The sequence below is a fragment of the Acetanaerobacterium elongatum genome, from assembly GCF_900103835.1.
GTDB lineage: Bacteria > Bacillota > Clostridia > Oscillospirales > Ruminococcaceae > Acetanaerobacterium > Acetanaerobacterium elongatum.
In genome coordinates this window covers 1-22,177 of record NZ_FNID01000038.1, presented here as the reverse complement: position 1 = coordinate 22,177, position 22,177 = coordinate 1, and the positions used below count along the sequence as shown (strand labels likewise).

Here is a 22,177-nt window from a genome sequence, read left to right as displayed (position 1 = left end):
AATATAATTCAAATTAAATAAGGCCCCATCCCCGTCAACAGGATGAGGCCTCTATATTTTAAGTTTTAAAGCGCGCCCAGTACGCGCCTTTTAAAATCAAGCTTATCCAGCGCGAATGCCAGTATTAAATAAACCGCAAGGCTGCCTCCGGCCTGTATCAGGCTCTGGGGGATGGTGGCAAGCGGTGATACCCAACTTCCATAAAGAAATACATCGGCAAGATAATAACCCGCAATCGTAATTAAAGCACTTACAAAGGGCGCTGCGATGTTGCGCTTAGTCAGCAGTTTGGTACCTTTGCCCGTAAAGCACAGCGCGTTGAGCAGCTTAATGATGATTGTAAACAGGATATACTGCGGAAAGCCTGTAAGCGCATCCGAAAGCCCCGCACCAAGAGCCGCGGCAGCCATGGCAAACGGAGCAGGCAGGCAGCTGGCCGCAAGGTATATTAGGCTGTCGCCGATATGAATATACCCGTTTCCCGCGGGAATATGAAGAATATAAGCTGTAGTAATAAAGATGAGCGCGATGAATACCGCGGTGAAGATTAGCCGTTTGTAGCCGCTGCGCATAAGAACTCCTCCGATTAAACTGATATAGTAAAAGTATAGCCATATAGATGGTGAATTACAAAAGTTCGGCGAAGTGATTAGTAAGCATGAAAATTCGTGTTTTTAACCAAACAATTAGTATAGTATAACTTTCTGCCACAACAATTTCACTATACTCTGCAAAGATTCAGCCTGCTTCAGAAGGGTGTTGTGTAAGAATAACAGAAAACGTAGCTTTCTGTTGCGTCAGCATCTATGCAGTTTGATGAATTCTATCATTCAACAAGCAACCCAAATAATCCTGCTCATAATTGTTATACGATTCAGGATGATATATAATAGCCTTGTTATCAAGGGGGAATGAACGCATGACCATCTTTTATAAATACGGCGGAAAGCTTTATATAAATGTAACCAACCGCTGCTCCTGCAACTGTACCTTCTGTATTCGCCAAAACGGGGACACGGTAGGCGACAGCGGCTCGCTGTGGCTGGAACACGAACCGAGCTTTGAGGAGATTGTAAAGGCGTTTGAAGCAATCGATATTACCGGCTTTACCGAGGTGGTATTTTGCGGCTATGGCGAACCGATGGAACGGCTTGATATCGTGCTGCAAACCTGCGAATACCTGCGCCGTGTAAGCAAACTAAAGATACGCTTAAATACCAACGGGCTCTCAGACCTTATTAACGGCAAGCCCACTGCCCACCTGCTCAAGGGGCTGGTGGATACGGTGTCTATCAGCCTTAACGCCTCCAACGCGAAGGAGTACGAATCCGTTTGCCGCCCCAGCTTTGGTGAGAACGCCTTTCCGGCCATGCTGCAGTTTGCACGTGATTGCATGCAGTCGGTGGAGCGGGTAATCTTTTCGGTAGTGGATATCATCCCGAAGCAGGAGATAGAGGCCTGCCAGAAGCTTGCCGACGAGATGGGCATTCCGTTGCGCGTTCGGGTATACGAAGGATAATCCAAGTAAATAGTAAGCCCTCGGGAGTCGCTCTTTTCAAAGAGCTTTCCCGAGGGCTTTTGTGTGCTTGCAGAAATAAGTACGGTTTTTGAAAGGCTTATTGCCCGGCAGGAAGCTCTTTGTAGCACCAGAACCAGTCTTGGCAGGTAAGGTTTTGGCTTTGGGGGTTGGTCTGCCGCAGCAACAGCTCATCATACGTTTTGGGTGCCGGAACGAGCACCGGCTGGCCGGGCATCCAGTTTGCGGGGGTGACTACCTTGTCTTTATCTGTTTTTTGCAGCGCCATTACCAGCCGCAGTATTTCAGGTATGCTTCGGCCGTTCGTAAGCGGGTAGATTAAGATTGCGCGGATAATCTGATTAGGGTCAATGATAAACACATTACGCACGGTCTCCTGCGTGCTGGCGTCAGGGGCAATCATGCCGTATAATCGGGCAACCTCTCCGGTTCTGTCTGCAACCACCGGGAAAGGTATCTGTACCCCGGTTGTCGCATAGATGGCATAAACCCAAGCCAGATGCGACGGGTTACTGTCGATGCTAAGCCCCAAAAGCTTTGTGCCGATATCGTTAAATTGCTGGCTCGCACGGGCAAACGCGATAAACTCGGTGGTGCAAACCGGTGTAAAATCGCCGGGATGAGAAAAGAATACCAGCCACTTACCCGCAAAATCCGAGAGCTTTATCGGCCCGAAGGTTGTGGTAGCGCTGAAATCAGGCGCTCGCATTCCGATATTTAAGTGTACATTATCCATAATAACTCCAATCTCGCCGTGTAAGCGGCGACATAAATAGTATGATAACCTTCACACTATTTATCTTCTTACTTTTTATTACATTAATATGCATATAAATATCCGATTGTGTACTGTCAATCATTTTCAGCCTGATTATTTAATGCAAAATAGGGTTACATAGCTATTATCTACTTGACATTGATTGGAAAGCATTGTATTATAAATAGTACTGAATGGTCAGTAAAAGGAGGCGTCGCAAAATTGGGTGAGCAAAACGCGCGTGAGCGAATTTTGCAGGCGGCAATCAAGGTGTTTGCCGAAAAAAGCTTTGAGGGCGCGCGGGTAGACGAAATCTCCCGCGAGGCGAAGGTGCCGAAATCACTTATTTACTATCATTTTAAAAGCAAGGATGAAATTCTGGATGTCCTTATCAGGGAGTTTATAGACGAATACACCCTTTTGCTTAGCAAGGTGCCAAAAGAAACCCATCAGCAAAAAGCCGAATCCATGCCCGACCGTATGGGCGGCTATTATCAGTTCGGGCAGCGCTATTCAGATTTAGTAAGAATCGTATTAATGGATTCACTAAAGAAAACTACCGAGCCACCCGTCATCTACCGTATGCTCGATGCCTTTATTGCACAGGATAGTCAGCTTATTTTGGATGAGAACTATGATGTGCAGGAGCGCCGGGTGACCGAGTTTTTCACAGGTTTTCTGCCCAACTGCGCCTATCTCTGCTTTGCAGATACATGGCCGGACTACTATAAGATAGATAAACAGCAGTTTGGCGCACTGTTTGCAAACGCCATAAAGGAAACACACGGTGCGTACCACAAGAATCATTCATCGAAGGAAAGGACAGAATAACATGCATCAAGAGATTATACGTTTGAATTTGGGCGGGGTGAACGCTTACCTGCTAAAACAAAATGGTAACTGCTTGTTAGTGGACACCGGAGGCAGCCTCATTCGGGATAAACAACTGGATAACCGACGCGCATTGCTTTTGCAGCTGCTTTCAGATAACGGCTGCAGTGCCGAGAACCTTAAGCTTGTAATCTTAACCCACGGGGATTGTGACCATACCGCAAATGCGGCCTTTCTGCGAAAGCAGTACGGTGTTAAGATAGCCATGCATTCCGCAGATATCGAACTGGTTGACAATCCTACACTTGAAAAGATGATGGAAACCTTCCGTTACCGTTCCGCTTTACTGAAGTTTATCTTTCTTCTTATCAAGGGCAAGATTACGCGGATTATGCAAAAGACACGGGAAGACTTTGAAGGGTTTGAGCCTGATATACTGCTTAATGAAGGCAACAGCCTTGCACCCTATGGGTTTGACGCAAAAATACTTGCTCTTCCCGGGCACACGAAGGGCTCTATCGGCATTCTTACCACACAGGATGATCTCATTTCGGGCGATATCATTGTAAGTGTTGACAAACCGGCACCAGCGCCGAACGCATTTGATTTTAAACAGCTTGATGAAAGCATCAACCGTATCAAAACCATGAGTATTCAAACTGTCTATCCCGGGCACGGCGAACCATTTGCGATGAAGGACAGCAGCCTATAATGAGTATTATATAACAGTAGAAGTCAGGTACCTTTTGGCGCCTGACTTTTTGATTTCATACTCTCTGTTAAAGCGGGGCAGATACAATCCGATTTAAAGGGTGCCTGAGACATTAGTGGGCTATATGTTCCGGCAGGCAGCATAACAGAGGTGCAAACTCCGCTGCGGTGCAGGTAATCTCAACTGTACCGCGGTATTTTTGGGCAACCGCCCGAACGGAGGAAAGGCCGATACCTTTCGCATTTGCTCTTTTATTGCGGCTACCTTAGGTTTTCCGTCACCATTTTATGGTGCTCTGCATAGTCTGCAATAGAGTACGACTGAAAGGAAGCGCAGGTAATGCCGAACATCTACCTAAGCCCCTCTACACAGGAATATAACGAATATGTCATTGGCGGTACAGAGGAATACTACATGAACCGCGTTGCCGATGCAATGGTTCCGTATCTGCGTTCCAACGGCATCCGATTCACGCGCAATACCCCGCAGATGACGGCAGCAAGCTCCATAGCGCAGTCTAATCAGGGCAGCTACGATCTTCATGTGGCGCTGCATTCCAATGCGGCCCCCGAATCCATAGCGGGAACCCGGCGCGGCAGCGAGGTATATTACTACCCCAACAGCATCTGGGGCAAAAAGGCCGCTCAGATTATGGCGGATAATCTCAAAGAGATCTACCCGCTTCCGTCACTGGTTAAGATTGTGCCTTCTACCACACTGGGCGAGGTACGATTAACCAAGGCTCCTGCCATGCTGATTGAATATGCTTACCACGATAATCTGGAGGATGCCCAGTGGATTGCCGAAAATATCAACGCCATTGCGCGCACCACCGTGAAGGCATTAACACAATACTTCGGTGTGCCGTTTGCCGAAGCGCAACCACCAAGAAGAGGCACTGTCACCCTGGGCAGCGGCAACCTGAATATTCGAGCCTTCCCGTCGGTTACCGCAAGGGTGCTCACCAAGGCGCCCAACGGCAGTACGGTTACCGTTCTCGGGCAGGTGAACGATTGGTATGTTGTCGATTATAACGGCACCATCGGTTATGCAGCAGCGCGCTATATTGTGGTTTAGTATATCAAAGTTCACAAAATTAGCCCAAGAAAGAGTTACAAAGAGTAAAACTTACAATTATAGGTGCACAGGTAAAAGGTCTGTTTTTGGTATATATCGCCGTTTTTGTCCATTGCAGATTGTTTCCAACTATATTTTCTGCTACAATTAAGAAGACTTCATGGATGCATTATACTGTAATTCCATATACATGGCCCCGATAAAGCAATTGCATATGTTTGCCGCAAAACGGCAGCGGCGGTAAATGCCGCCGGAATGGCCTTGCATTGTGTAAGTCTTCTACTAACAATTAGTAACAGGAAAGACGTGACAGTACTATGGAAGCAACAAGGAATACGGAACAGATTATTGAATCGGTTCGAAAGAGCATAGAAACGGTGCTTATCGGTAAGCGTGAGGCTATCGATATGGCGCTGATTACGCTGATAAGCGGCGGGCATCTGCTGATTGAGGATGTCCCCGGCCTTGGAAAAACCACGCTTGCCTCCGCGCTGGCGCGGTCTACCGGCTGCAGCTTTAAGCGTGTGCAGTTTACGCCCGATGTGCTGCCTTCCGATATTACGGGCTACACCCTGCTGAATATGAAGACCGGTGAGCAGGAGGTGCATCACGGCGCGATTATGAGCCAGCTGGTGCTGGCCGATGAAATTAACCGTACAAGCCCCAAAACACAGTCCAGCCTTCTGGAGGCGATGCAGGAGCATCAGGTTACCATCGACGGGGTAAGCTACCCGCTTCCCGAGCCTTTTATGGTAATTGCCACGCAAAACCCGGTGGAGCTTACCGGAACCTACCCGCTGCCGGAAGCGCAGCTCGACCGCTTTTTTATCCGCGTTTCACTGGGCTACCCCAACCGCAGTGAGGAAGTGGACATCCTTGAAAGCAGGTGCCGTGAAGAGCCCCATCTGCAGGTAAAGGCTGCCGCAACCCCGCAGGAGATACTTTTTTTGCAGCAGCAGGTTAAAAACATCACCTGTTCCCGTGCTGTAATGCAGTATATTGTAGATATTGCAGATAAAACCCGCAAGAATGAACAGCTATCCTTAGGGGTAAGCCCCCGCGGTTCCTTGGCGCTGATGCACGCCTGTATGGCCTATGCGCTGCTCAAGGGCCGTACCTTCGTGCTGCCCGATGATGTAAAGCTCTTGGCTGTGCCGGTGCTTGCACACCGCCTGGTGCTACAGATGCAGGCAAGCTTCCAGAATAAATCCGCCGAGGCCGTGCTGCGCGATATCCTGCGCACTGTGCCTGTTCCCGTTGTGTCATGAGAGCGATTCAAATTGTATTTTACCTGCTGCTGGCAGTCTGCCTTATTGGTGGCCTGCTTACAGGCGAACGGGTTTTCTTCATTGTATTCTTTGCGCAGCTTGGTGTATTGATATTAAGCGTGGCTCTCAACCTTTGGACGATACTGCGCTTTTCATTCATCCAATCGGTAGATCGGGAAGAAGCGGTAAAGGGCGATACCATAAACCTTACCCTAAGCATCCACAACGACATGCCCTACCCGTTTACCATGATGCGCGTATATATGGATGCTATCAGCGAGGGGGAGCATACCTCCTACGCTTTTCATCTTGCGCCCCGCGAGAGCATCACCTTTTCGCCGCAGCTGCATTGCGCTTACCGCGGCCGCTTTAAGGTGGGGATGACCTATGTCGATATTCAGGATGTTTTTGGCCTTACCGGCCTGCATTTTGATATGCGCAAGCTTTCCTACTACCGTCAGCGCGAGGTGCTGGTGTTCCCACGGGTGCACGACCTGTACAGTCTGCCCTCCCATTCCTTAGACGAAAAAAACTTCGATGGCACCAATCTGCGCCTGATTAACAACGGAGACAGCTTTGCCGGTGTTCGCGAATACCAGCCCGGGGATCCGCTCAAACGCATTCACTGGAAGGCATCGGCTTCTAAAAATAAACTGTATACCCGTCTTTACGAGCAGTCATCACAGACGGATTGCCTGGTGTGTGTAGATAACCGAACCTGCGGCCAGAAAGGCGAGCAGGCACTTATGTGCGAAGACACACTGTGCGAGGCTGCATCAACCATCCTGTATTATGCTCTTTCGCATGCCCATGTGGTGCATCTGGATACTGTTATGGGTGACAACTTAATGGATGCTGAAAGTGTACGCGATTTCCCCAAGATAAACCGGTGGCTTGCACTTGTCGATTTTTATGATCAGTCTGACGAAGTAAACATTCTTGCGGCGCTTGCGCACGGGCAGAATAACGGGGCACTCTATCTGCTTACGATGGGTGACTGCCAGCAGATGTGCGACCGCATTGCATGCGAAAACCTTCCGTTTGAAACCATTACGGTAGTGGGAGTGAATATGGCACGCCCAAAGGTAACAAAAACCGGTGAAAGGGTACGTTTTATTGCTCTCGCGCCCGGCGACGACGTGGCAAAGATGCTGGAGGAGTCGCTATGAAAGAAGATAGAATAAAGCTTTCCGAACGTTTTTTTAAGCTGATACGCACCATCATGCAGTCAAGGATGGCGGAGCAGCTTGCCGTGCTGCTGATTATCTTTGGCCTTTCGGTTGCCCTATGCCCTTGGGTCGGGCTGCAGAGCAGCCTGCTTATTATACTCGCCGTTTCGTTTTGTTCACTGCTCCTGGCTTGGCTTCTTACCCGCCGTGTGTGGGTGTTTCCGGTTGTTATCGGTACTGCGGCGTTGCTTTTTGGTGTGCTGCAGCTCTTAAAGCTGTCCGCTGATTTGGCGGATCCTATTTCTGATATTGAGTTTAAGGCAGTGCTTTTTTGGCGGGAAAACTTACAGCTCCATTGTGTAATACTCATCCTGCCGCTTGCATTTTTGCTGTTTTTGTTGGTACGTCGTCTGCTTTCGCTCTCGCTGCTGGGGGCTTTGTGTACCGCTGTGGTGGTTGCGCAGGCTTTCCGGCATGATGAAACAACTGCTTTGGTACTGGCACTGCTTGCGGTGGGCTATCTTATCCTGCTTCCCGCTGCCCAGTTCAGACGAATCAAAAAAGCCTCGAAGGATAAATCGGTTGCGCTTACCACGCTTCAGCTTACCGCGGTACCCATAGCGCTGATATCCGTACTGGCCGCTGTGATTATGGTTCCGGTTGATACTACCAAGTGGAAGTCACAGACGCTGTTGAACATCGTATACGACTGTAACGACCTTATCAGCTACTATTTTGGCCGCGGCCAGCCGCGCAACGATTCCTTTAAGCTATCGGGGCTTGGCTACTACCCGCTTTCCGACCGTCTTGGCGGCCCGATAAGCCCCGGCAATATGCATCTGCTCTCGGTATATACCAAGGTGCCGTTCTTATTGCGCGGCGCGGTGGAGGACACCTACAGCGGTACCGGCTGGTACGACGGCTGGCGCACCGGGCGCTTTCGTTATGACAGCCTGATCTGGCGGTTTAACCGTAACCAAACCTTTCAGCCCGATTTCCCGCTTTGGAAGAGCAGCGGCTGCGCGGAGCTGTATCAAAAGATGATTTACCCCTTGCAGGTTGAGGTTTTTTACAATAACGGGTGGACAAGGGGCATCTTTGTAACCGACCGCCTTACCAGCCTTACGCCTCCTGAACGGCACAACATCTACTATAATAATCAGTCCGAGCTTTTTTCCACCAATTTTATTGGCTTTGGCAATACCTATGACTTTACCGCGGATATGTTTAATCGGTCTTTAAAGGATTTTAGTAAGAACATGCAGTCACTGGAGCAGAAGGTAAGCGGGTTTAAGGATGTAAATTGGGAAACTATCTGCAATCAATATCTGCAGCTGCCAGAAAAGCTGCCCCGGACGGTAACCGATACCGCCGCTCAGATTACTCAGGGGATCGACTCGCCCTATTTAAAAGCAGAAGCCATAGAAGAGTGGCTGGCGAAGAACTGTACCTATACGCTTACACCGGATATACCGCCCAAGGATGAGGATTTTGTCGCCCACTTTTTAAAAACCCGTGAGGGGTATTGCGTATATTATGCCAGCGCCATGACGGTGCTTGCTCGTAGTGCAGGTCTGCCTGCAAGGTATGTAACCGGCTTTGCCATGCAAAAAACCGATATTCGGCCCGATCTCTTTTATGTAACCGAAAAAACCGCACATGCGTGGTCCGAGGTATATTTTAAAGGCATTGGCTGGGTAACGTTTGATCCGTTACGCTTTGATAATGCCCTTGAACTTCCGGAAGAAAGGCCTATAGAGCCTACAATGATAACCGGTGGCATTCCGAGCCAGTATATTCCGCAACAGCAGCCGGTAGGCCCGATAGAAATAAGTCAAACCCACACCGAAGACAACGGGGGGGCACTTTTCATCACGCTCATCTTAATACTGCTGCTGAGTATAACCATTTATTTGTTGCTGCGCCATCTTATTCGTCTGCCCAAGCGCGCCTACAAGTACGAAAACCTTGCCCGTTTGATTGAAGGGGAAGGGGAACAGATGAGCTTCTACTTTAAGGATATTCTCAGGCAGCTGGAGGTGTTTAACCTCTCGCTGCATGTAGGAGAAACACTTACGGAGTTTGTGCCGAGGTGTGACCGAAGGCTGTCTTTAAAAAGGAGCAGCAGTATGGAGCATATCTCAAAGGCCTATACGCGCTGGCAGTATGGTCTTATCAAGCCGGGCAAAGACGATATCGGCGAGCTTGCCGCCCTGCACGAAACCCTTGAAGAGCGGGTACTGCAAAAGCTGGGGCGCGCGGCCTATTTCTTTAAACGTGTACTGCCGGTTTGCGGCGAGATGCTAAAGCTCAGGCGTAAAAGCAGAAATAAATAAGGCTATTTTTTTAAAGATGAAAAACGTAAAAGACAGTGTGGTGGAACGAACCATTGAGGAGTAATCCGGAAGCATTAAGATTAAGAGGTATGATTACACCGAGCGATGTTGAGCGCCTTTCTAAAGAACCGGATGAAGCCCTCTGCGCGCTTATGAATTCAAAAACAGCCGCTGAACGAACAGCGGCTGTTCGCATTTTGTCACAGCGATGCGGAAATAGCAGCTACTTTATCTCCACTATTCTGGAGCTTTTGCGTAAAGAACAAAGCCTGTATACAAAGCTGGAGATCTGTACAGCACTGGAGAATGGCAGTGCCGAAACCGCCCGGGTAATGGTAAACTACCTTGGCGCTATCGGAAGCAACCAGCATAAAACGCTGCCCGATAAGGTATCGCAAAAGAAAAGCTACCCGCTTGCAAGGGATATCATCGCGAGGTCATTGGCGAGCATGTCCCCCGCCGTGTTCGGTGTGCTTCTGGAGGTTTTGGCTGGGCAGGATGAAGATAAAATCTCCGAGGCCATCGATGCGGCAGGGTATATGGTGTTCTATAACCAACAGCTTGCGACAGAACAAAACGCAAGGGTAATCTGTTCGCTGTTTGACCGTTTTCATGGCAACCCGGTGATTGTGTGGAAGGCGATTACCTGCTTATCGGCGTTTCCCCTACAAAGCAGCATCAAGGCATTGCAGCAGATAAAAGAACGGTATCCCGATACACTGTTGTATAGTGAGGCCTGCAGATCTTTAAAACTGATTGATAGCAGATTAAAATAGAATTTGCTCTTTACAAGAACATACGTTCTATGCTATAATCAAGCCGTAATAATACTTATCTCTCATCTCAGCAACAGCCATAAACCCAATTTTTAAAGGCTAAGGAGCTTGCGGCCGTGGACGTATTTGAAAAGCTAAAGATTCTCACCGACGGCGCCAAATACGACGTAGCCTGCACCTCCAGCGGCGTCGACCGAAAGGCATCCCCGGGCGGCATCGGCAGCTCCGAGGCCTGCGGTATCTGCCACAGCTTTGCGGGTGACGGGCGGTGTATTTCGCTGTTAAAAGTGCTGATGAGCAACGCCTGCGTGTACGACTGTCAGTACTGTGTTAACCGCCGCTCCAACGATACTCCTCGCGCCACCTTCACACCGCGCGAGCTGGCGGAGCTCACCATCAACTTTTACCGGCGCAACTATATCGAGGGGCTTTTTTTAAGCTCAGGGGTGGTGAAAAACCCCGATTACACCTGCGAACAAATGATCGAGGCCCTTAGGCTGCTGCGGGAGGAATACCGCTTTTCGGGCTATATCCACGCCAAGGCCATTCCGGGGGCGGATTCGGCGCTGTTATCCCGTTTGGGGCTGCTGGCCGACCGTATGAGCGTCAATATCGAGCTGCCCTCGCAGGCAAGCCTCAAGCTGCTGGCGCCCGATAAAACCAAGCATTCCATTCTGGCTCCCATGGGTTTCATCCAAAGCGGTATACGCGAGAATTCCACCGATATCGTGCGCTACCGCCACGCACCAAAGTTTGTTCCGGCGGGGCAGAGCACCCAGATGATCATCGGCGCGACTCCTGAAACCGACTATCAGATATTAAACCTTACCGAGAGCTTATATAAAAAATACACCCTCAAGCGAGTGTTTTTCTCGGCCTATATGCCGGTGGCGGATAACCCTCTGCTGCCCGCACCCGCCACCAAGCCGCCGCTTCTGCGCGAGCATCGATTATATCAGGCCGACTGGCTGCTGCGTTTCTACGGCTTTACCGCGGGGGAGCTGCTGGACGAACGGCACCAGAGCTTTAACCAATATATAGACCCTAAGTGCAACTGGGCGCTGAACCATATGCAGTATTACCCGATGGAGGTTAACCGCGCCCCCTACGAAGACCTATTGCGCGTACCGGGCATTGGCGTTAACAGCGCCAAGCGCATAATCACTGCGCGCCGGATGGGATCGCTTGACTTTACGGCACTAAAAAAGCTGGGTGTGGTGCTCAAACGTGCACAGTATTTCATCCTCTGCAACGGCAGAACCACCGAAGGGCTGAAGATTTCGCAGGACGCGGTGCTGCGCGCTATGATGAGCGAGAAGGAGCTTGGCATGTACTACCACAACATGCCACTGCATGACGAGCCGGAGCAGCTTTCGATGTTTGCACCGCCGCCGCTTACGCAGGAGGATATTCAAAAATGCTTAACCGGGCAGATTTAGTATATGAATATGACGGCAGCTTTCACGGGCTGATGTGCTGCGTATTTGAAAGCTATGTGTATCAAGAGATACCCGCCGATATCCTTTCCCCCGATACCGAGCAAACCACTCTGCTGCAGCGCCGTGTGATTGTCACCGATGAGCAAAAGGCGGAACGGGTGCTTGCCTCTATCCCCAAAACCATGGGCGGCGAGGTGCTCGACTTTGTATGGCGCGCCTATCTTACCTGCATAGAGCGCAAGGAGCTATATATTCTGCTGTTTCTTCGGCTTGGCTTTACGCATGGGCGCAGGGTGATGAATATGCTGGCCGACGATGTGGTGCACACGCTTACGCAGGCGGTGCGGCATCTGGATAGGGAAGCCCACCTGCTCAAGGGTTTTATTCGCTTTTCGATTACAAACGGCGCACTGCTGGCAGAGATTGACCCCAAGAACAGCGTACTTCCGGTGCTTGTCCAGCACTTCTGCGAGCGCTACCCGGAGGAACGGTTTCTCATCTACGATAAAACCCACGCGATGGCGCTTGCATACGAGCCACATCGCCCCGTCATCTTTCCGCTGGAAGCGCTTGAGCAGCCCGAACCGGATGAAGAAGAGCTGGCCTTCCGTAGGCTGTGGCAGCTGTTTTACGATACCATAGAGGTGAAGGGGCGCCATAACCCAAAATGTCGCATGACGCACATGCCCAAACGCTACTGGGGCAATATGACGGAGTTCAACCGCCCAAGTTCAATCAAGCAAAATACCCGGGCGGCTGAACCCGAAAAGCTGCTGCTGTCCGATACCTTGGAGACAATAAAGGGAGGACAATTTCATGCTGAAGGTTAAATTTCATGAAGACTATGAGGATCAGCTGCTGAAATATGCAGTGATTGTTTCACAATACGGCGACTACTGGGTATTCTGCAAGCATAAGCAGCGAAATACCTACGAGTGCCCCGGCGGGCATCGTAAGCCGGGGGAGGATATCCTTACCACCGCGGAACGGGAGCTTTTTGAAGAAACCGGTGCCATATCCTACACGGTGCGAGAAATCTGCCCCTATTCCGTTACCGATACCGAGCAAAACGTGCAAACCTATGGCATGCTCTATTTTGCTGATATTATCAGATTTTCAGAGATGCCTGACTCTGAGATGGAGAGAATTGTCGTAACCGAAACCTTACCCGAGAAGTGGGCCGATCCGCTTATCCAGCCCAAGCTGGTGGAAAAGGTCTGCTCGGTGGTGGGGGCATCATAGACCTCAGAGTTAAAATAATGTGATCTACAGCGGAGCTTTAGTTTAAGATTCATACTATTGGAGGTGCAGACATGATAACAATACCCAACAACGTATTAACCAACCTGTGCGATAAACTTTCCGTGCCGGCCAAGTCTCTCAAATTTCTGGGCGGCGGCAGAGAGGATTCCGACGGTACGGTTTTTACCTTTGGCAGTAATCCCTTAAAGGTGCTCAAGGTGCTGGCACTGCCCCTCAGCGACACGCTCAGCCTTGCGAAGCTCGATGACCGTTTAAATTTCGCACATTTTGTTGGCGAGAGCGGTATTCAGGTCGCCTGCCCCATAAAGAATAAAAACGGCACGCTGTATGAAAGCGTACCGTTCGGCGGGCACTTGTTTACCGCATATTTAATGGATTATTGTTCAGGCGGCACCCCTATGAAGGACGAATGTACTCCCGCGTTTTATAAGGAATGGGGAAGAGTTACCGGAAGGATGCACCGCGCCGCAAAAAGCTACCCATACTGGCTTACGCTGCCGTCCTGCGCAAGCAGCGGCCTGAACGGCTGGCAGCAGGAAACCGAGATGTTTTACAACTGGTGCAAGGACGAAGCCGTTAAGCAGAAATGGCTGCAGATGCAGGAGCGTTTGGAACAGCTGCCCATAAACCGTGAAGGCTTTGGGTTCATTCATAACGACAACCATATTCACAACATTACATGGAACGGCAGGGGGATTACGCTGCTGGACTTTGATGTTGCCAACTGTCAGTTCTTTATCAGCGACCTCACCACCGCCATGCAGATGCTGCTGTTTGATAAAAGCGGCGGTATGATCGGCGAGGTTACCGATTACGGGGTTATCCGGGATTTTTTGGAGAGCTTTTTGTGCGGCTATGAGCAAGAGAGCCATCTTGACGACTTCTGGCTTTCACAGATCGATACCTTTATCAGTTACCGCCGCTTGCTGCTGTTTACCGTAATGCAGGATTATCTGCACCGGAATCAGCAGCTGAAGGAACAGTTTTTAGATTGCATCTATAATGAACCGGCCATCTTTTCGGTTTATGCGTGATTTTTAAACTTCTCCATCCGCTGCTCATACAGGGCCACAGCCTCATCGTAGTGTTTAATCTTATACTCTACGGTTCTCAGGTTTTCCGTAAGCTCCGCCATCTGACGCAGTACATTTTCCCGCTGCTTGATAAAAATCTGTCTACGTTCCTCCAGCGTTTCGTCTCCTCTCATGCAAAGGTCGATATATTCCTTAATCTTTTTTACCGGCATTCCGGTGCTTTTCAGGCAGCGTATCAGCGCAAGCCATTCGATGTCCGATTCCGTAAAATGGCGGATACCGCCTTCGGTACGAGCTACAAAGGGCAGCAGGCCCTCTTTATCATAATAGCGCAACGTGTGAGCCGTAAGGTTCATGCGTTCGGCTGCCTGTGAAATGGTATATTCCATATCGTTTACCTCATTCCTTTGTTATAGACATTGTTATTATAGCTTAGAGTTTGCTTGAAGTCTATAAAATTGTTGCAGCACCCCTTGACTTCGAGGTAACTATAAGTTTTACAATGATGGTATAACAGACAGGAGGTTTAACAGCAATGCAGATGAATAGGTTTAAGGGTACGGAGGTTTCGGCGCTCGGCCTTGGCTGTATGCGCCTGCCAAAGGTTACCCCTGAAAAAGAGGATATTGATTATACCCGTGCACAGCAGATTGTGGATTACGCCTACGAGCACGGCATCAACTACTTCGACACCGCGCATATGTACCATGGTGGTATGTCGGAGGAATTTGTGGGCCACGCACTGAAGAAATATAATCGGTCCAGTTATTTTTTGGCAACCAAGATGCCGGTATGGATGGCGGATACCCCAGCAGGCGTGGAGCGTATCTTTAACCTTCAGCTTTCGCGCCTGCAGACCGATTATTTTGATTTTTATCTCATCCACGCGCTGAACAAAAGCGTTTTTCAAAGATGTAAAGAGTTAGGCGCGTATGAGTTTCTTGCGCGCAAAAAGCAGGAAGGGGCTATCCGTTTTCTTGGCTTCTCGTTTCATGATGTACCGGACCAGCTTGAGATTATCTGCAACGAGTATGAGTGGGATTTCGCCCAGATTCAGCTCAACTATCTGGACTGGGAGATGCAGGATGCCAAGCGGCAGTATGAGATTCTCGAGCGTCACGGCCTGCCCTGTATCGTGATGGAGCCGGTGCGCGGCGGTCTGCTTGCAAGCCCCTGTGAGGCATCGAACCGTATCTTTAAAGAGGCGCGGCCTGAGCAGAGTGTTGCCTCGTGGGCAATACGCTATGCGGCCTCGCTGCCAAATGTGCTTACAGTGTTGAGCGGTATGTCGAACCTGGAGCAGATTCGAGATAATGTCAGCACCATGGAACATTTCGAGCCGCTTACGGAGCAGGACTACAGTGTCATCAGCCGGGCGGTAGCGGCCTATAAGGCGCATAGCACCATCCCCTGTACGGGTTGCCGCTATTGCATGGACTGTCCGAACGGTGTGGATATACCCAAGATGTTCTCGCTTTATAACCACTATGCCATCAGCCGGGATGCTGACGGCTACCGAACTGCCTATGCAGCTTTGCCCGAAGCGGAGCGTGCGGAAAGCTGCATTGCCTGTGGTATCTGTGCACAGCACTGCCCGCAGGCGATTTCTATCCCCGAAAAGCTCGCGCAGATCCGTGAAACTGTTGCAAAGCTGTAGGCGTTCAGCAATATCAAGCTTAATCATGCTATCCTGAAATACAAAGACCAGGGCGGTTCAGCAAAAAAACTGAACCGCCCTGGTTTTTATAGGATTAATTATTGTCGATGTAAACATCCACTTCATCCGGGGAAGGCTCCTCAAACCGTGCGTCGAGCTTTTTAAGAAGTTCCCCTTCAATAATATATTCCCGCTTTGCAGAGCCCTTTAAACGTTCGTTGCGAGCCTTGAGCCGGTTTAACCTTGCTTCTTCCGGTGCGCGAATATAATGAAGCTCGAATGGGAGAGCCTTGTCTGTAAAATACTGCTTAATTTCGGCGCGTTCCTGCTTTGTCCAGTAGCCGAAATCAAATACCGCATCCAGCCCTTTTGCGAGGATATTCTCAGAAAGGCTGCAGAAATAGCGTGAAATGCGTGCAACCATCTCGTTGTGCCGTTCGCCCAGGCAGGCGTCAAAGAGCGTGAGCATCAGGTCGTCCGCAGAAAGGATTACCGCGGGCGTTTCGTTTTTTAGCTTCATGGCGTAGGTGGTTTTACCGCTGGAAATCCTGCCGCACAATAGAATAGCCTTAGCCATCGTAAGATTTACACCCCTTCTATTGCTTTTGGTTTTGACCTTTGGGATCATTGATTAGTCTTGCTCTTGTAAGTGCGATTACCAACAGCGGTATGAGACCCAGCTGTATAAAAATGCCCGGCAGTGCGGTAACAAACATCGTGGTGACAAAGGCTGTTAAGCCGTATGCCTTGCCAGCTATGCCCAGCAACACCGCATTGGCGGCGCCGCCTATTATGCGCCCGCCCAGCATGGCAACAATCAGCGAGATATATACATTTGCCTTTTTATACAGTAAACCGCTCAGCAAACCATAGGTACAAAGCTCAAACATCATGGCGGCTCCAACGGGGAAGATGGGAGGTATGCCAATCATTATAGAGGAGAGCAAAGGCAACAGAACGCCGCACGCGGCACCAAAAAGGGGGCCGCACAAAAAGCCACACAGCAGCACAGGAATATGCATTGGCAGCAGAATATTGCCAAGCCCGCCGCCCAACAAATGAAACAACAATGCCAATATGATCCCCATCGCCAGGCATCCGGCGGCATATACTAGTTTTTTGGTTTGATTCTTCATGTTGGTTACGATTCCTTTCCGGTACTCACACAAAAGAGAAACTTGGGTTCGGATTCCTCTTAGCCCGAAGCTTTGTTATTTACATGTTATACCTTAGAGTGAACTTTATGTCAAGCATAAAAAATAAGGCCGATGTCCGACAATTAATAACGTCGGATAAGGTACAAAACCGCCGTCCGGTTAATATGATGTAGCAACCGTTTTACACAGGGTGATACCGTAGTTGCTGGGGGGATGGCTTTGAACAGGAATTTTGGCAGGGGAAACCTATCCGGCGGGCTGGAGAGTATCCGCGCACGGTTTGGCAGTGAGCGGATGAAAGGCTATTTTAAGGCGGTTGCCTCACGCAATCGGCTGCAGGCGGCAGCAATGGTAAACGATCGCGGGCTGATGTTCTATACGCTGTATCAGCTGCTGCCCGAAATTGAAGCACAGGGGCTCTTGCCTCAGCTAAATTCGCGCAACCTTACCGCAATTAGGCTCAGCGCTAGGGCACTTAATAATCAAGAACTGTTAAACCGTTTGCAGAGTATGCCGCAGGCAGATGAAGAGGCACGTCACAACGTGCTGAAATGGATATTGAAAACAGGCGCCGCCGATGATGGAACAGAAAACGACTTTGACCGCGTGCTGGATAATGCTGCGGCATTACTGTCCAACCGGTATAAGGATGCGAAGATGCTGCCCATCATGGTTGATATCATCTTTCGGCGCAACCAGAAGGGGCTGCTCCTACACGATATTGCGTGGGCTTACTTTGCCTCGCGTGACCCTGCTACGCTGCGGCTGGCAGCGGGATATCTTCGTTCCTCCCACGAAAAGGATTACCTGCTTGCCTGCCATCTGTTAAGCTTGCAGCCGGTTTTACCGGAAGAACGCCCGGCGGCTCAGCAGAAACAGTATGAGGATTACATGAGTTGGCTGAGCGAGAATTATGATTATCTCTATTATTCCTGCGAGAGCTTCCAGCTTACCAGCCACCCAAGGCCGTTTCTGATTAATCCTGCCGCAAAATACCTTGGTAAGCCTGTTTCGCCCGCAGGTAATGTACCGCTTACCGCATTAACCGATGAGGAGTACTCGTTGCTAAAAAAAACAGAAAACCTTACGCAGGAACAGATGGTAATGCTGGCCGACTATTCGGCTTGGCTGCGTAAGCAGAATGCAAGCCGGTGGAAGGCCTTTTTAAACCTGGCCGCCGAAGAACAGCTTGCCATCGCAATTACGGCGGCAGGAGGTGCGGTATGATTAAGATTAATGGGGCTGCAGCCGATGCCTCGGCGCTTGCAAGCCGTTTTTCCGAAGGTAGTGTGGAACGCTCCATCATCAACACGCTTGCGGCAAGTGATGCCGTTTACAGCTATGCCTCCGAAGAGGAGCTGATGTTTGAACTTCGGCTGCGGCGTGAAATCATCAATGCCGCCAATGAGCTGCACAAAAGCCGGTTAGCGTTTGCGGTATTCCGTGAATCGGAAGCAAACCCGAACTATTGGAAGCGTACCGAGGAGGGCGGATTTCAGCTCAAAGACGATGTGCTGCCTTCCGAAGCTATTAAGGACATCTATGTAAACGGCGGTCAGTACGCTACCGAGTGTGCAACCGCGATGCAGATTGTATATTTAAAGGCTATTCTAAGTATCTTTGGAGAGAATCGCTTTAACAAATCTTTTAAAAATCTTTACCTGATGAACTGGCATAATATCCACCCGAACCTGCAGGATATCGGGCGCATGAGGTCAGCAGATGACCATCTGCCCGGTGACCGGCGCTATTTCGCCAACCCGGATGTAGACCCCGAAACCCCAGAATGGCAGGGGGAGAACGTAATCGATCTGTCTAACGACCAGTATTACGGGCATGGTATGGGTAAACGCTCCGGGGAGGATATTATTGCGGCACTCAACCGTCACCGGCGCGAGGATGCGGAAGAAAAGGCCTTTTTAATGCAATCGGTGGGGCGGCCAAACTTTAAGCGGCTGTTCGCATTAAGCAGCCAGTAAAACCAAGTGCAGACATATCCATTTTAAATGCCCCATTTTTGCGGGCATTTACTTTTTTAATAAGTGTAAGCAATATACACCTGTTAAATAGTCAGGATTTATGAAGGCTTTCTGCCTTCACAAAAATTTAAACAAAAGTTCACAAAAGTTTTACGAGAAGATAATGCTGTTCGGGTATAAAACCGTTATAATGAACGCGAATCGTTCTATAAAGGGGGTACATCCCATGAATCTCAACTCGCATCTGAAGATGGCTTCAAAGGTCATGAACTTATATATACGTGAACAGCGGTTCACCGAGCGGCTTGCATTCCTGTTTGGCAACATTCAGCCCGACATTATCGGCAGCTTTATGTTTGTACCGCACAGTGCGCAGGCGCGCGGAGCGGCATTTGAGAAAAGAATTAAAAACTGCATAGACAGCATTGAAAACGCAAGGCATGGCGGGGTATACACTAACATCAAGCTCGGAATCCTCTGCCACTTTCTTGCGGATTTTTTTTGTTACGCTCATAACGGCGGTATTCCAAGCTCGCGCGAGCATATCGGCTACGAGATGGCCATAACAAAATGCCTGAAGGCACAAAGCCCTATCGGTGCGGCGGTTATGCTGCCCTCCCAGCGGGCGGATAAGATTCTTGAAAACATCTGGGCGGCGTATGAAGAATACAGGTCTATCCCTTCTACACCCGAACGCGATATCGCTTATGCCGTCAGCCTTTGTGCTTACCTGTTCGGTTCGGCCGACAGTATTGCGCGCGAAAGCCGTTTTGCAGGTATGCTAGAACCCGCAGCTGCATTGTCTTAAATAAAAAAATGTATTTGAATTGCGCAGGCACACCTGGTTGTCTGCGCAATTTCTATTCTCGGGCCATGATATAACTTCTGCACCTTTACGCGGATTTTACCGTTACATGACAGTTCTCGTCTGTTGGCAATAAATACTGCATGGTATTCTGTAAATGATAAGAGAATAACAGAATTTATGAGGATACAGAGGAAGAATTAGCATGGACGAATATGAAGGTACACAACGAAAAACCCATGTGCCTGGCGAGCTTGAAAAGCAGCTTTGCAGTATTATTGAACACGCCAGTATCAAAACGGTATTTCAGCCGGTTGTTTCTCTGCGCGACGGCAGCATTCTAGGCTACGAGGCGCTTAGCCGGGGGCCGGCTGATACCCCGCTTCAAAACCCCGATGCCCTATTTGGTATTGCGCGCCAATGCGGCAAGCTGTGGGAGCTGGAACAGCTCTGCCGTACCCGTGCACTGGAAAGTGCCTTTCAGCAGGATTCCAACGTTAAGCTGTTTATAAATGTAGACCCTCATATCATACACGATGAAAAATTTAAACAGGGCTTTACCAAGGAGTATCTGCACAGCTATAACATCAGCTCCGAGGATATTATCTTTGAAATCACCGAAAAAAACGCGGTGGAGGATGTAGAGGGCTTTAAAAAGGCCATTGACAATTACAAGGGGCAGAGCTACAAAATCGCGATCGATGATGCGGGAGCGGGGTACTCCGGCCTGAATATGATCAGCGACATCCACCCGCATTACATCAAGCTGGATATGAATCTGGTGCGCTCCATTGACGGAGACAGCTTTAAGAAGTCGCTGGTGAAGTGCTTTTGCGAGTTTTGCCGCACCTCCAATGTGTTTTTGATTGCCGAGGGCATCGAAACGGTAGACGAGTTATATACGCTTATCGATATCGGCGTGCATTACGGGCAGGGGTATTTTCTGCAGCGCCCCTGCGAGACAATCGGAACGGTAGATTCTGCGGCCATTGCACATATCAACAAGCACAATTCGCAGAAAAATCATCTGTACAACAGTGTGCATCAGCTGTTTATCGGCAACCTCAGCTGTGATAACGAAACGGCACCCCCACACCGGCTCACACAGGATATCTACAATACCTTTTTAGAACATCCGAACCTTAGCGGAATCACCATTGTCAACAACGGTGCGGTTGAGGGCATTATCACCAAGACGCACATCAACCTGATGATGAGCGGCCAATACGGCTACAGTCTGCATGCCAGACGCGAGGTACGTCATATTATGGATAAGGATGCTTTGATTGTAGACTTCACCACCCCAATCGATATGGTTTCATCCTTAGCCATGTCCCGCCCCGCCGACAGCCTGTATGATTTCATTGTGGTTACCAAAGACGGGCAGTATCACGGCGTGGTAACCATTAAAACACTGCTGGAAAAAACAATGGAGATTGAGGTGAACAACGCCATCCACCTCAACCCGCTTACCGGTCTGCCGGGCAATACATTAATACAGATTCGTATGGAACAGTGCATCTCCTTCCGCAGGACCTTCACCATCCTCTATCTTGATATTGATAACTTCAAGGCTTATAACGATGTGTATGGCTTTGAAAACGGCGATAAGGTACTTATATTTGTTTCTAAGCTGCTTAAAGATGAGGTGCCGGGCTCGGTTTTTATCGGGCATATCGGCGGCGATGATTTTGTCTGCATCTTAACCGACTATGAATATGAAGAGGTTTGCGGCAAAATAATTAAGTCGTTTGATCACGAAATTGTGCGGTTCTATTCTCAGAGGGATCTGGAGAATGGCTATATCCTCACCAAAAACCGTAGGGGTGTACCGGAGCAGTTTCCCATTATGACTATTTCTATTGCGGGTATTACCAACCGTAAAAAGGAGTATGCCGATATCTACGAACTTGCCGAGGCAGCGGGAAGCCAGAAGAAGAAATGTAAGCAGTGCTGGACAAGCTGCGCGTATGTTGACTGAAAAACAACTTTCTTGAATCTTTGTAAGGCTCTGCTTGGGCAGGGCCTTCAGACCGCTGACAAAGTCCAAGTCAGCGGTCTATTTTTATGCAAAAAAGGGAGAAAATATATGAAAAATATGGTATAATAGAAGGGAAGAAAACCGCATGAAATGAGGAAAAATCAATGCTTAATACAGGGACAAACCGACAAGAAAAAATGGAACTGGTAATCATAGAAAATCTGGTGCCGAAGGATCATCTGCTCAGAAAGATAGATAGATACATTGATTTTTCTTTCATCAATGAAATTTGCAGACCGTATTACTGCGAAAACATCGGAAGGCCGGCAATTGAACCGGAAATCATGTTTCGCATGCTGTTCATCGGCTATCTGTATGGAATAAGAAGCGAGACCAGAT

The 22,177-nt window shown here is 49.3% G+C and carries 23 protein-coding genes and 1 pseudogene; 18 read left to right on the top strand and 6 right to left on the bottom strand.

What is annotated here, in order from left to right; all coding sequences use genetic code 11:
- Positions 1–65: 65 nt before the first annotated feature.
- Positions 66–572: a TIGR04002 family protein gene (locus BLR50_RS12170; protein ID WP_092642706.1), complete on the bottom strand. Its 507-nt coding sequence runs from the start codon at positions 570–572 to the stop codon at positions 66–68.
- Positions 573–919: 347 nt separating this feature from the next.
- On the opposite strand from BLR50_RS12170, the gene BLR50_RS12165 reads away from it, so the two are divergent.
- Positions 920–1,519: a TIGR04100 family radical SAM protein gene (locus BLR50_RS12165; protein ID WP_092642703.1), complete on the top strand. Its 600-nt coding sequence runs from the start codon at positions 920–922 to the stop codon at positions 1,517–1,519.
- Between the two features lie 97 nt (positions 1,520–1,616).
- Here BLR50_RS12165 and BLR50_RS12160 read toward each other — a convergent pair whose 3' ends face one another.
- Positions 1,617–2,273 carry a peroxiredoxin gene (locus BLR50_RS12160; protein ID WP_092642700.1) on the bottom strand — a complete coding sequence of 219 codons (657 nt, stop codon included), beginning with the start codon at positions 2,271–2,273 and terminating at the stop codon, positions 1,617–1,619.
- A gap of 243 nt (positions 2,274–2,516) precedes the next feature.
- Between BLR50_RS12160 and BLR50_RS12155 the strand changes: the two genes are divergently transcribed.
- Positions 2,517–3,125 carry a TetR/AcrR family transcriptional regulator gene (locus tag BLR50_RS12155; protein WP_162840425.1) on the top strand — a complete coding sequence of 203 codons (609 nt, stop codon included), beginning with the start codon at positions 2,517–2,519 and terminating at the stop codon, positions 3,123–3,125.
- Between the two features lies 1 nt (position 3,126).
- Entirely contained in the window at positions 3,127–3,837 is a 711-nt protein-coding gene (locus BLR50_RS12150) for an MBL fold metallo-hydrolase (protein ID WP_092642694.1), read from the top strand.
- 112 nt (positions 3,838–3,949) lie between these two features.
- Here BLR50_RS12150 and BLR50_RS14895 read toward each other — a convergent pair.
- Positions 3,950–4,078, bottom strand: a pseudogene (locus BLR50_RS14895) (GHKL domain-containing protein); the annotation flags it as partial.
- A 98-nt stretch (positions 4,079–4,176) separates the two neighbouring features.
- Between BLR50_RS14895 and BLR50_RS12140 the strand changes: the two are divergent.
- The 9 genes from BLR50_RS12140 to BLR50_RS12100 all read left to right on the top strand — a co-directional run bounded on the left by BLR50_RS12140 (position 4,177) and on the right by BLR50_RS12100 (position 14,199).
- Positions 4,177–4,914 (top strand): N-acetylmuramoyl-L-alanine amidase, encoded by a 738-nt coding sequence (locus BLR50_RS12140; RefSeq protein ID WP_092642690.1) that lies wholly within the window; start codon positions 4,177–4,179, stop codon positions 4,912–4,914.
- Positions 4,915–5,231: 317 nt separating this feature from the next.
- Positions 5,232–6,182: an AAA family ATPase gene (locus BLR50_RS12135; RefSeq protein ID WP_092642687.1), complete on the top strand. Its 951-nt coding sequence runs from the start codon at positions 5,232–5,234 to the stop codon at positions 6,180–6,182.
- A complete protein-coding gene (locus tag BLR50_RS12130) occupies positions 6,179–7,351 on the top strand; it encodes a DUF58 domain-containing protein (RefSeq protein ID WP_092642684.1) in 1,173 nt (390 codons plus the stop codon). Before BLR50_RS12135 ends, BLR50_RS12130 begins: the two co-directional genes overlap by 4 nt.
- Positions 7,348–9,687: a transglutaminase-like domain-containing protein gene (locus BLR50_RS12125; protein ID WP_092642681.1), complete on the top strand. Its 2,340-nt coding sequence runs from the start codon at positions 7,348–7,350 to the stop codon at positions 9,685–9,687. The genes BLR50_RS12130 and BLR50_RS12125 overlap by 4 nt, the downstream gene beginning before the upstream one ends.
- A gap of 89 nt (positions 9,688–9,776) precedes the next feature.
- Entirely contained in the window at positions 9,777–10,463 is a 687-nt protein-coding gene (locus BLR50_RS12120) for a hypothetical protein (RefSeq protein ID WP_092642678.1), read from the top strand.
- Positions 10,464–10,579: 116 nt separating this feature from the next.
- The gene (locus BLR50_RS12115) at positions 10,580–11,902 is read left to right on the top strand and encodes a putative DNA modification/repair radical SAM protein (protein WP_092642675.1); all 1,323 of its coding nucleotides are present in this window, start codon (positions 10,580–10,582) and stop codon (positions 11,900–11,902) included.
- Positions 11,881–12,732, top strand: coding sequence for a TIGR03915 family putative DNA repair protein (locus BLR50_RS12110; protein WP_092642672.1), 852 nt, complete (start codon positions 11,881–11,883; stop codon positions 12,730–12,732). The genes BLR50_RS12115 and BLR50_RS12110 overlap by 22 nt, the downstream gene beginning before the upstream one ends.
- Positions 12,719–13,144: an NUDIX hydrolase gene (locus tag BLR50_RS12105; RefSeq protein ID WP_092642670.1), complete on the top strand. Its 426-nt coding sequence runs from the start codon at positions 12,719–12,721 to the stop codon at positions 13,142–13,144. The genes BLR50_RS12110 and BLR50_RS12105 overlap by 14 nt, the downstream gene beginning before the upstream one ends.
- Before the next feature lie 71 nt (positions 13,145–13,215).
- Positions 13,216–14,199, top strand: coding sequence for a phosphotransferase enzyme family protein (locus BLR50_RS12100; RefSeq protein ID WP_092642667.1), 984 nt, complete (start codon positions 13,216–13,218; stop codon positions 14,197–14,199).
- On the opposite strand, the gene BLR50_RS12095 is transcribed toward BLR50_RS12100, so the two are convergent.
- The gene (locus tag BLR50_RS12095) at positions 14,190–14,588 is read right to left on the bottom strand and encodes a MerR family transcriptional regulator (protein ID WP_092642664.1); all 399 of its coding nucleotides are present in this window, start codon (positions 14,586–14,588) and stop codon (positions 14,190–14,192) included. The genes BLR50_RS12100 and BLR50_RS12095 overlap by 10 nt on opposite strands.
- 146 nt (positions 14,589–14,734) lie before the next feature.
- Here BLR50_RS12095 and BLR50_RS12090 point away from each other — a divergent pair, with 146 nt between their 5' ends.
- The gene (locus BLR50_RS12090) at positions 14,735–15,856 is read left to right on the top strand and encodes an aldo/keto reductase (protein WP_205408703.1); all 1,122 of its coding nucleotides are present in this window, start codon (positions 14,735–14,737) and stop codon (positions 15,854–15,856) included.
- A 94-nt stretch (positions 15,857–15,950) separates the two neighbouring features.
- Here the strand turns inward: BLR50_RS12090 and BLR50_RS12085 are convergent, their stop codons facing one another.
- Positions 15,951–16,433: a P-loop nucleotide/nucleoside kinase family protein gene (locus BLR50_RS12085; RefSeq protein ID WP_162840424.1), complete on the bottom strand. Its 483-nt coding sequence runs from the start codon at positions 16,431–16,433 to the stop codon at positions 15,951–15,953.
- A gap of 19 nt (positions 16,434–16,452) precedes the next feature.
- Positions 16,453–16,992, bottom strand: coding sequence for an ECF transporter S component (locus BLR50_RS12080; protein WP_092642658.1), 540 nt, complete (start codon positions 16,990–16,992; stop codon positions 16,453–16,455).
- A gap of 240 nt (positions 16,993–17,232) precedes the next feature.
- On the opposite strand from BLR50_RS12080, the gene BLR50_RS12075 reads away from it, so the two are divergent.
- The 5 genes from BLR50_RS12075 to BLR50_RS12055 all read left to right on the top strand — a co-directional run.
- A complete protein-coding gene (locus BLR50_RS12075; protein WP_092642655.1) occupies positions 17,233–18,240 on the top strand; it encodes a hypothetical protein in 1,008 nt (335 codons plus the stop codon).
- Entirely contained in the window at positions 18,237–18,992 is a 756-nt protein-coding gene (locus BLR50_RS12070) for a protein-glutamine gamma-glutamyltransferase (protein ID WP_092642652.1), read from the top strand. Before BLR50_RS12075 ends, BLR50_RS12070 begins: the two co-directional genes overlap by 4 nt.
- Before the next feature lie 100 nt (positions 18,993–19,092).
- On the top strand, positions 19,093–19,800 hold the full coding sequence (locus tag BLR50_RS12065) for a zinc dependent phospholipase C family protein (protein WP_092642649.1): 708 nt from the start codon (positions 19,093–19,095) through the stop codon (positions 19,798–19,800).
- 202 nt (positions 19,801–20,002) lie between these two features.
- Positions 20,003–21,778, top strand: coding sequence for a GGDEF domain-containing protein (locus BLR50_RS12060; protein ID WP_092642646.1), 1,776 nt, complete (start codon positions 20,003–20,005; stop codon positions 21,776–21,778).
- Positions 21,779–21,942: 164 nt separating this feature from the next.
- A partial coding sequence (locus BLR50_RS12055) for a transposase (protein ID WP_143008113.1) occupies positions 21,943–22,177 on the top strand: 235 nt, incomplete at its 3' end.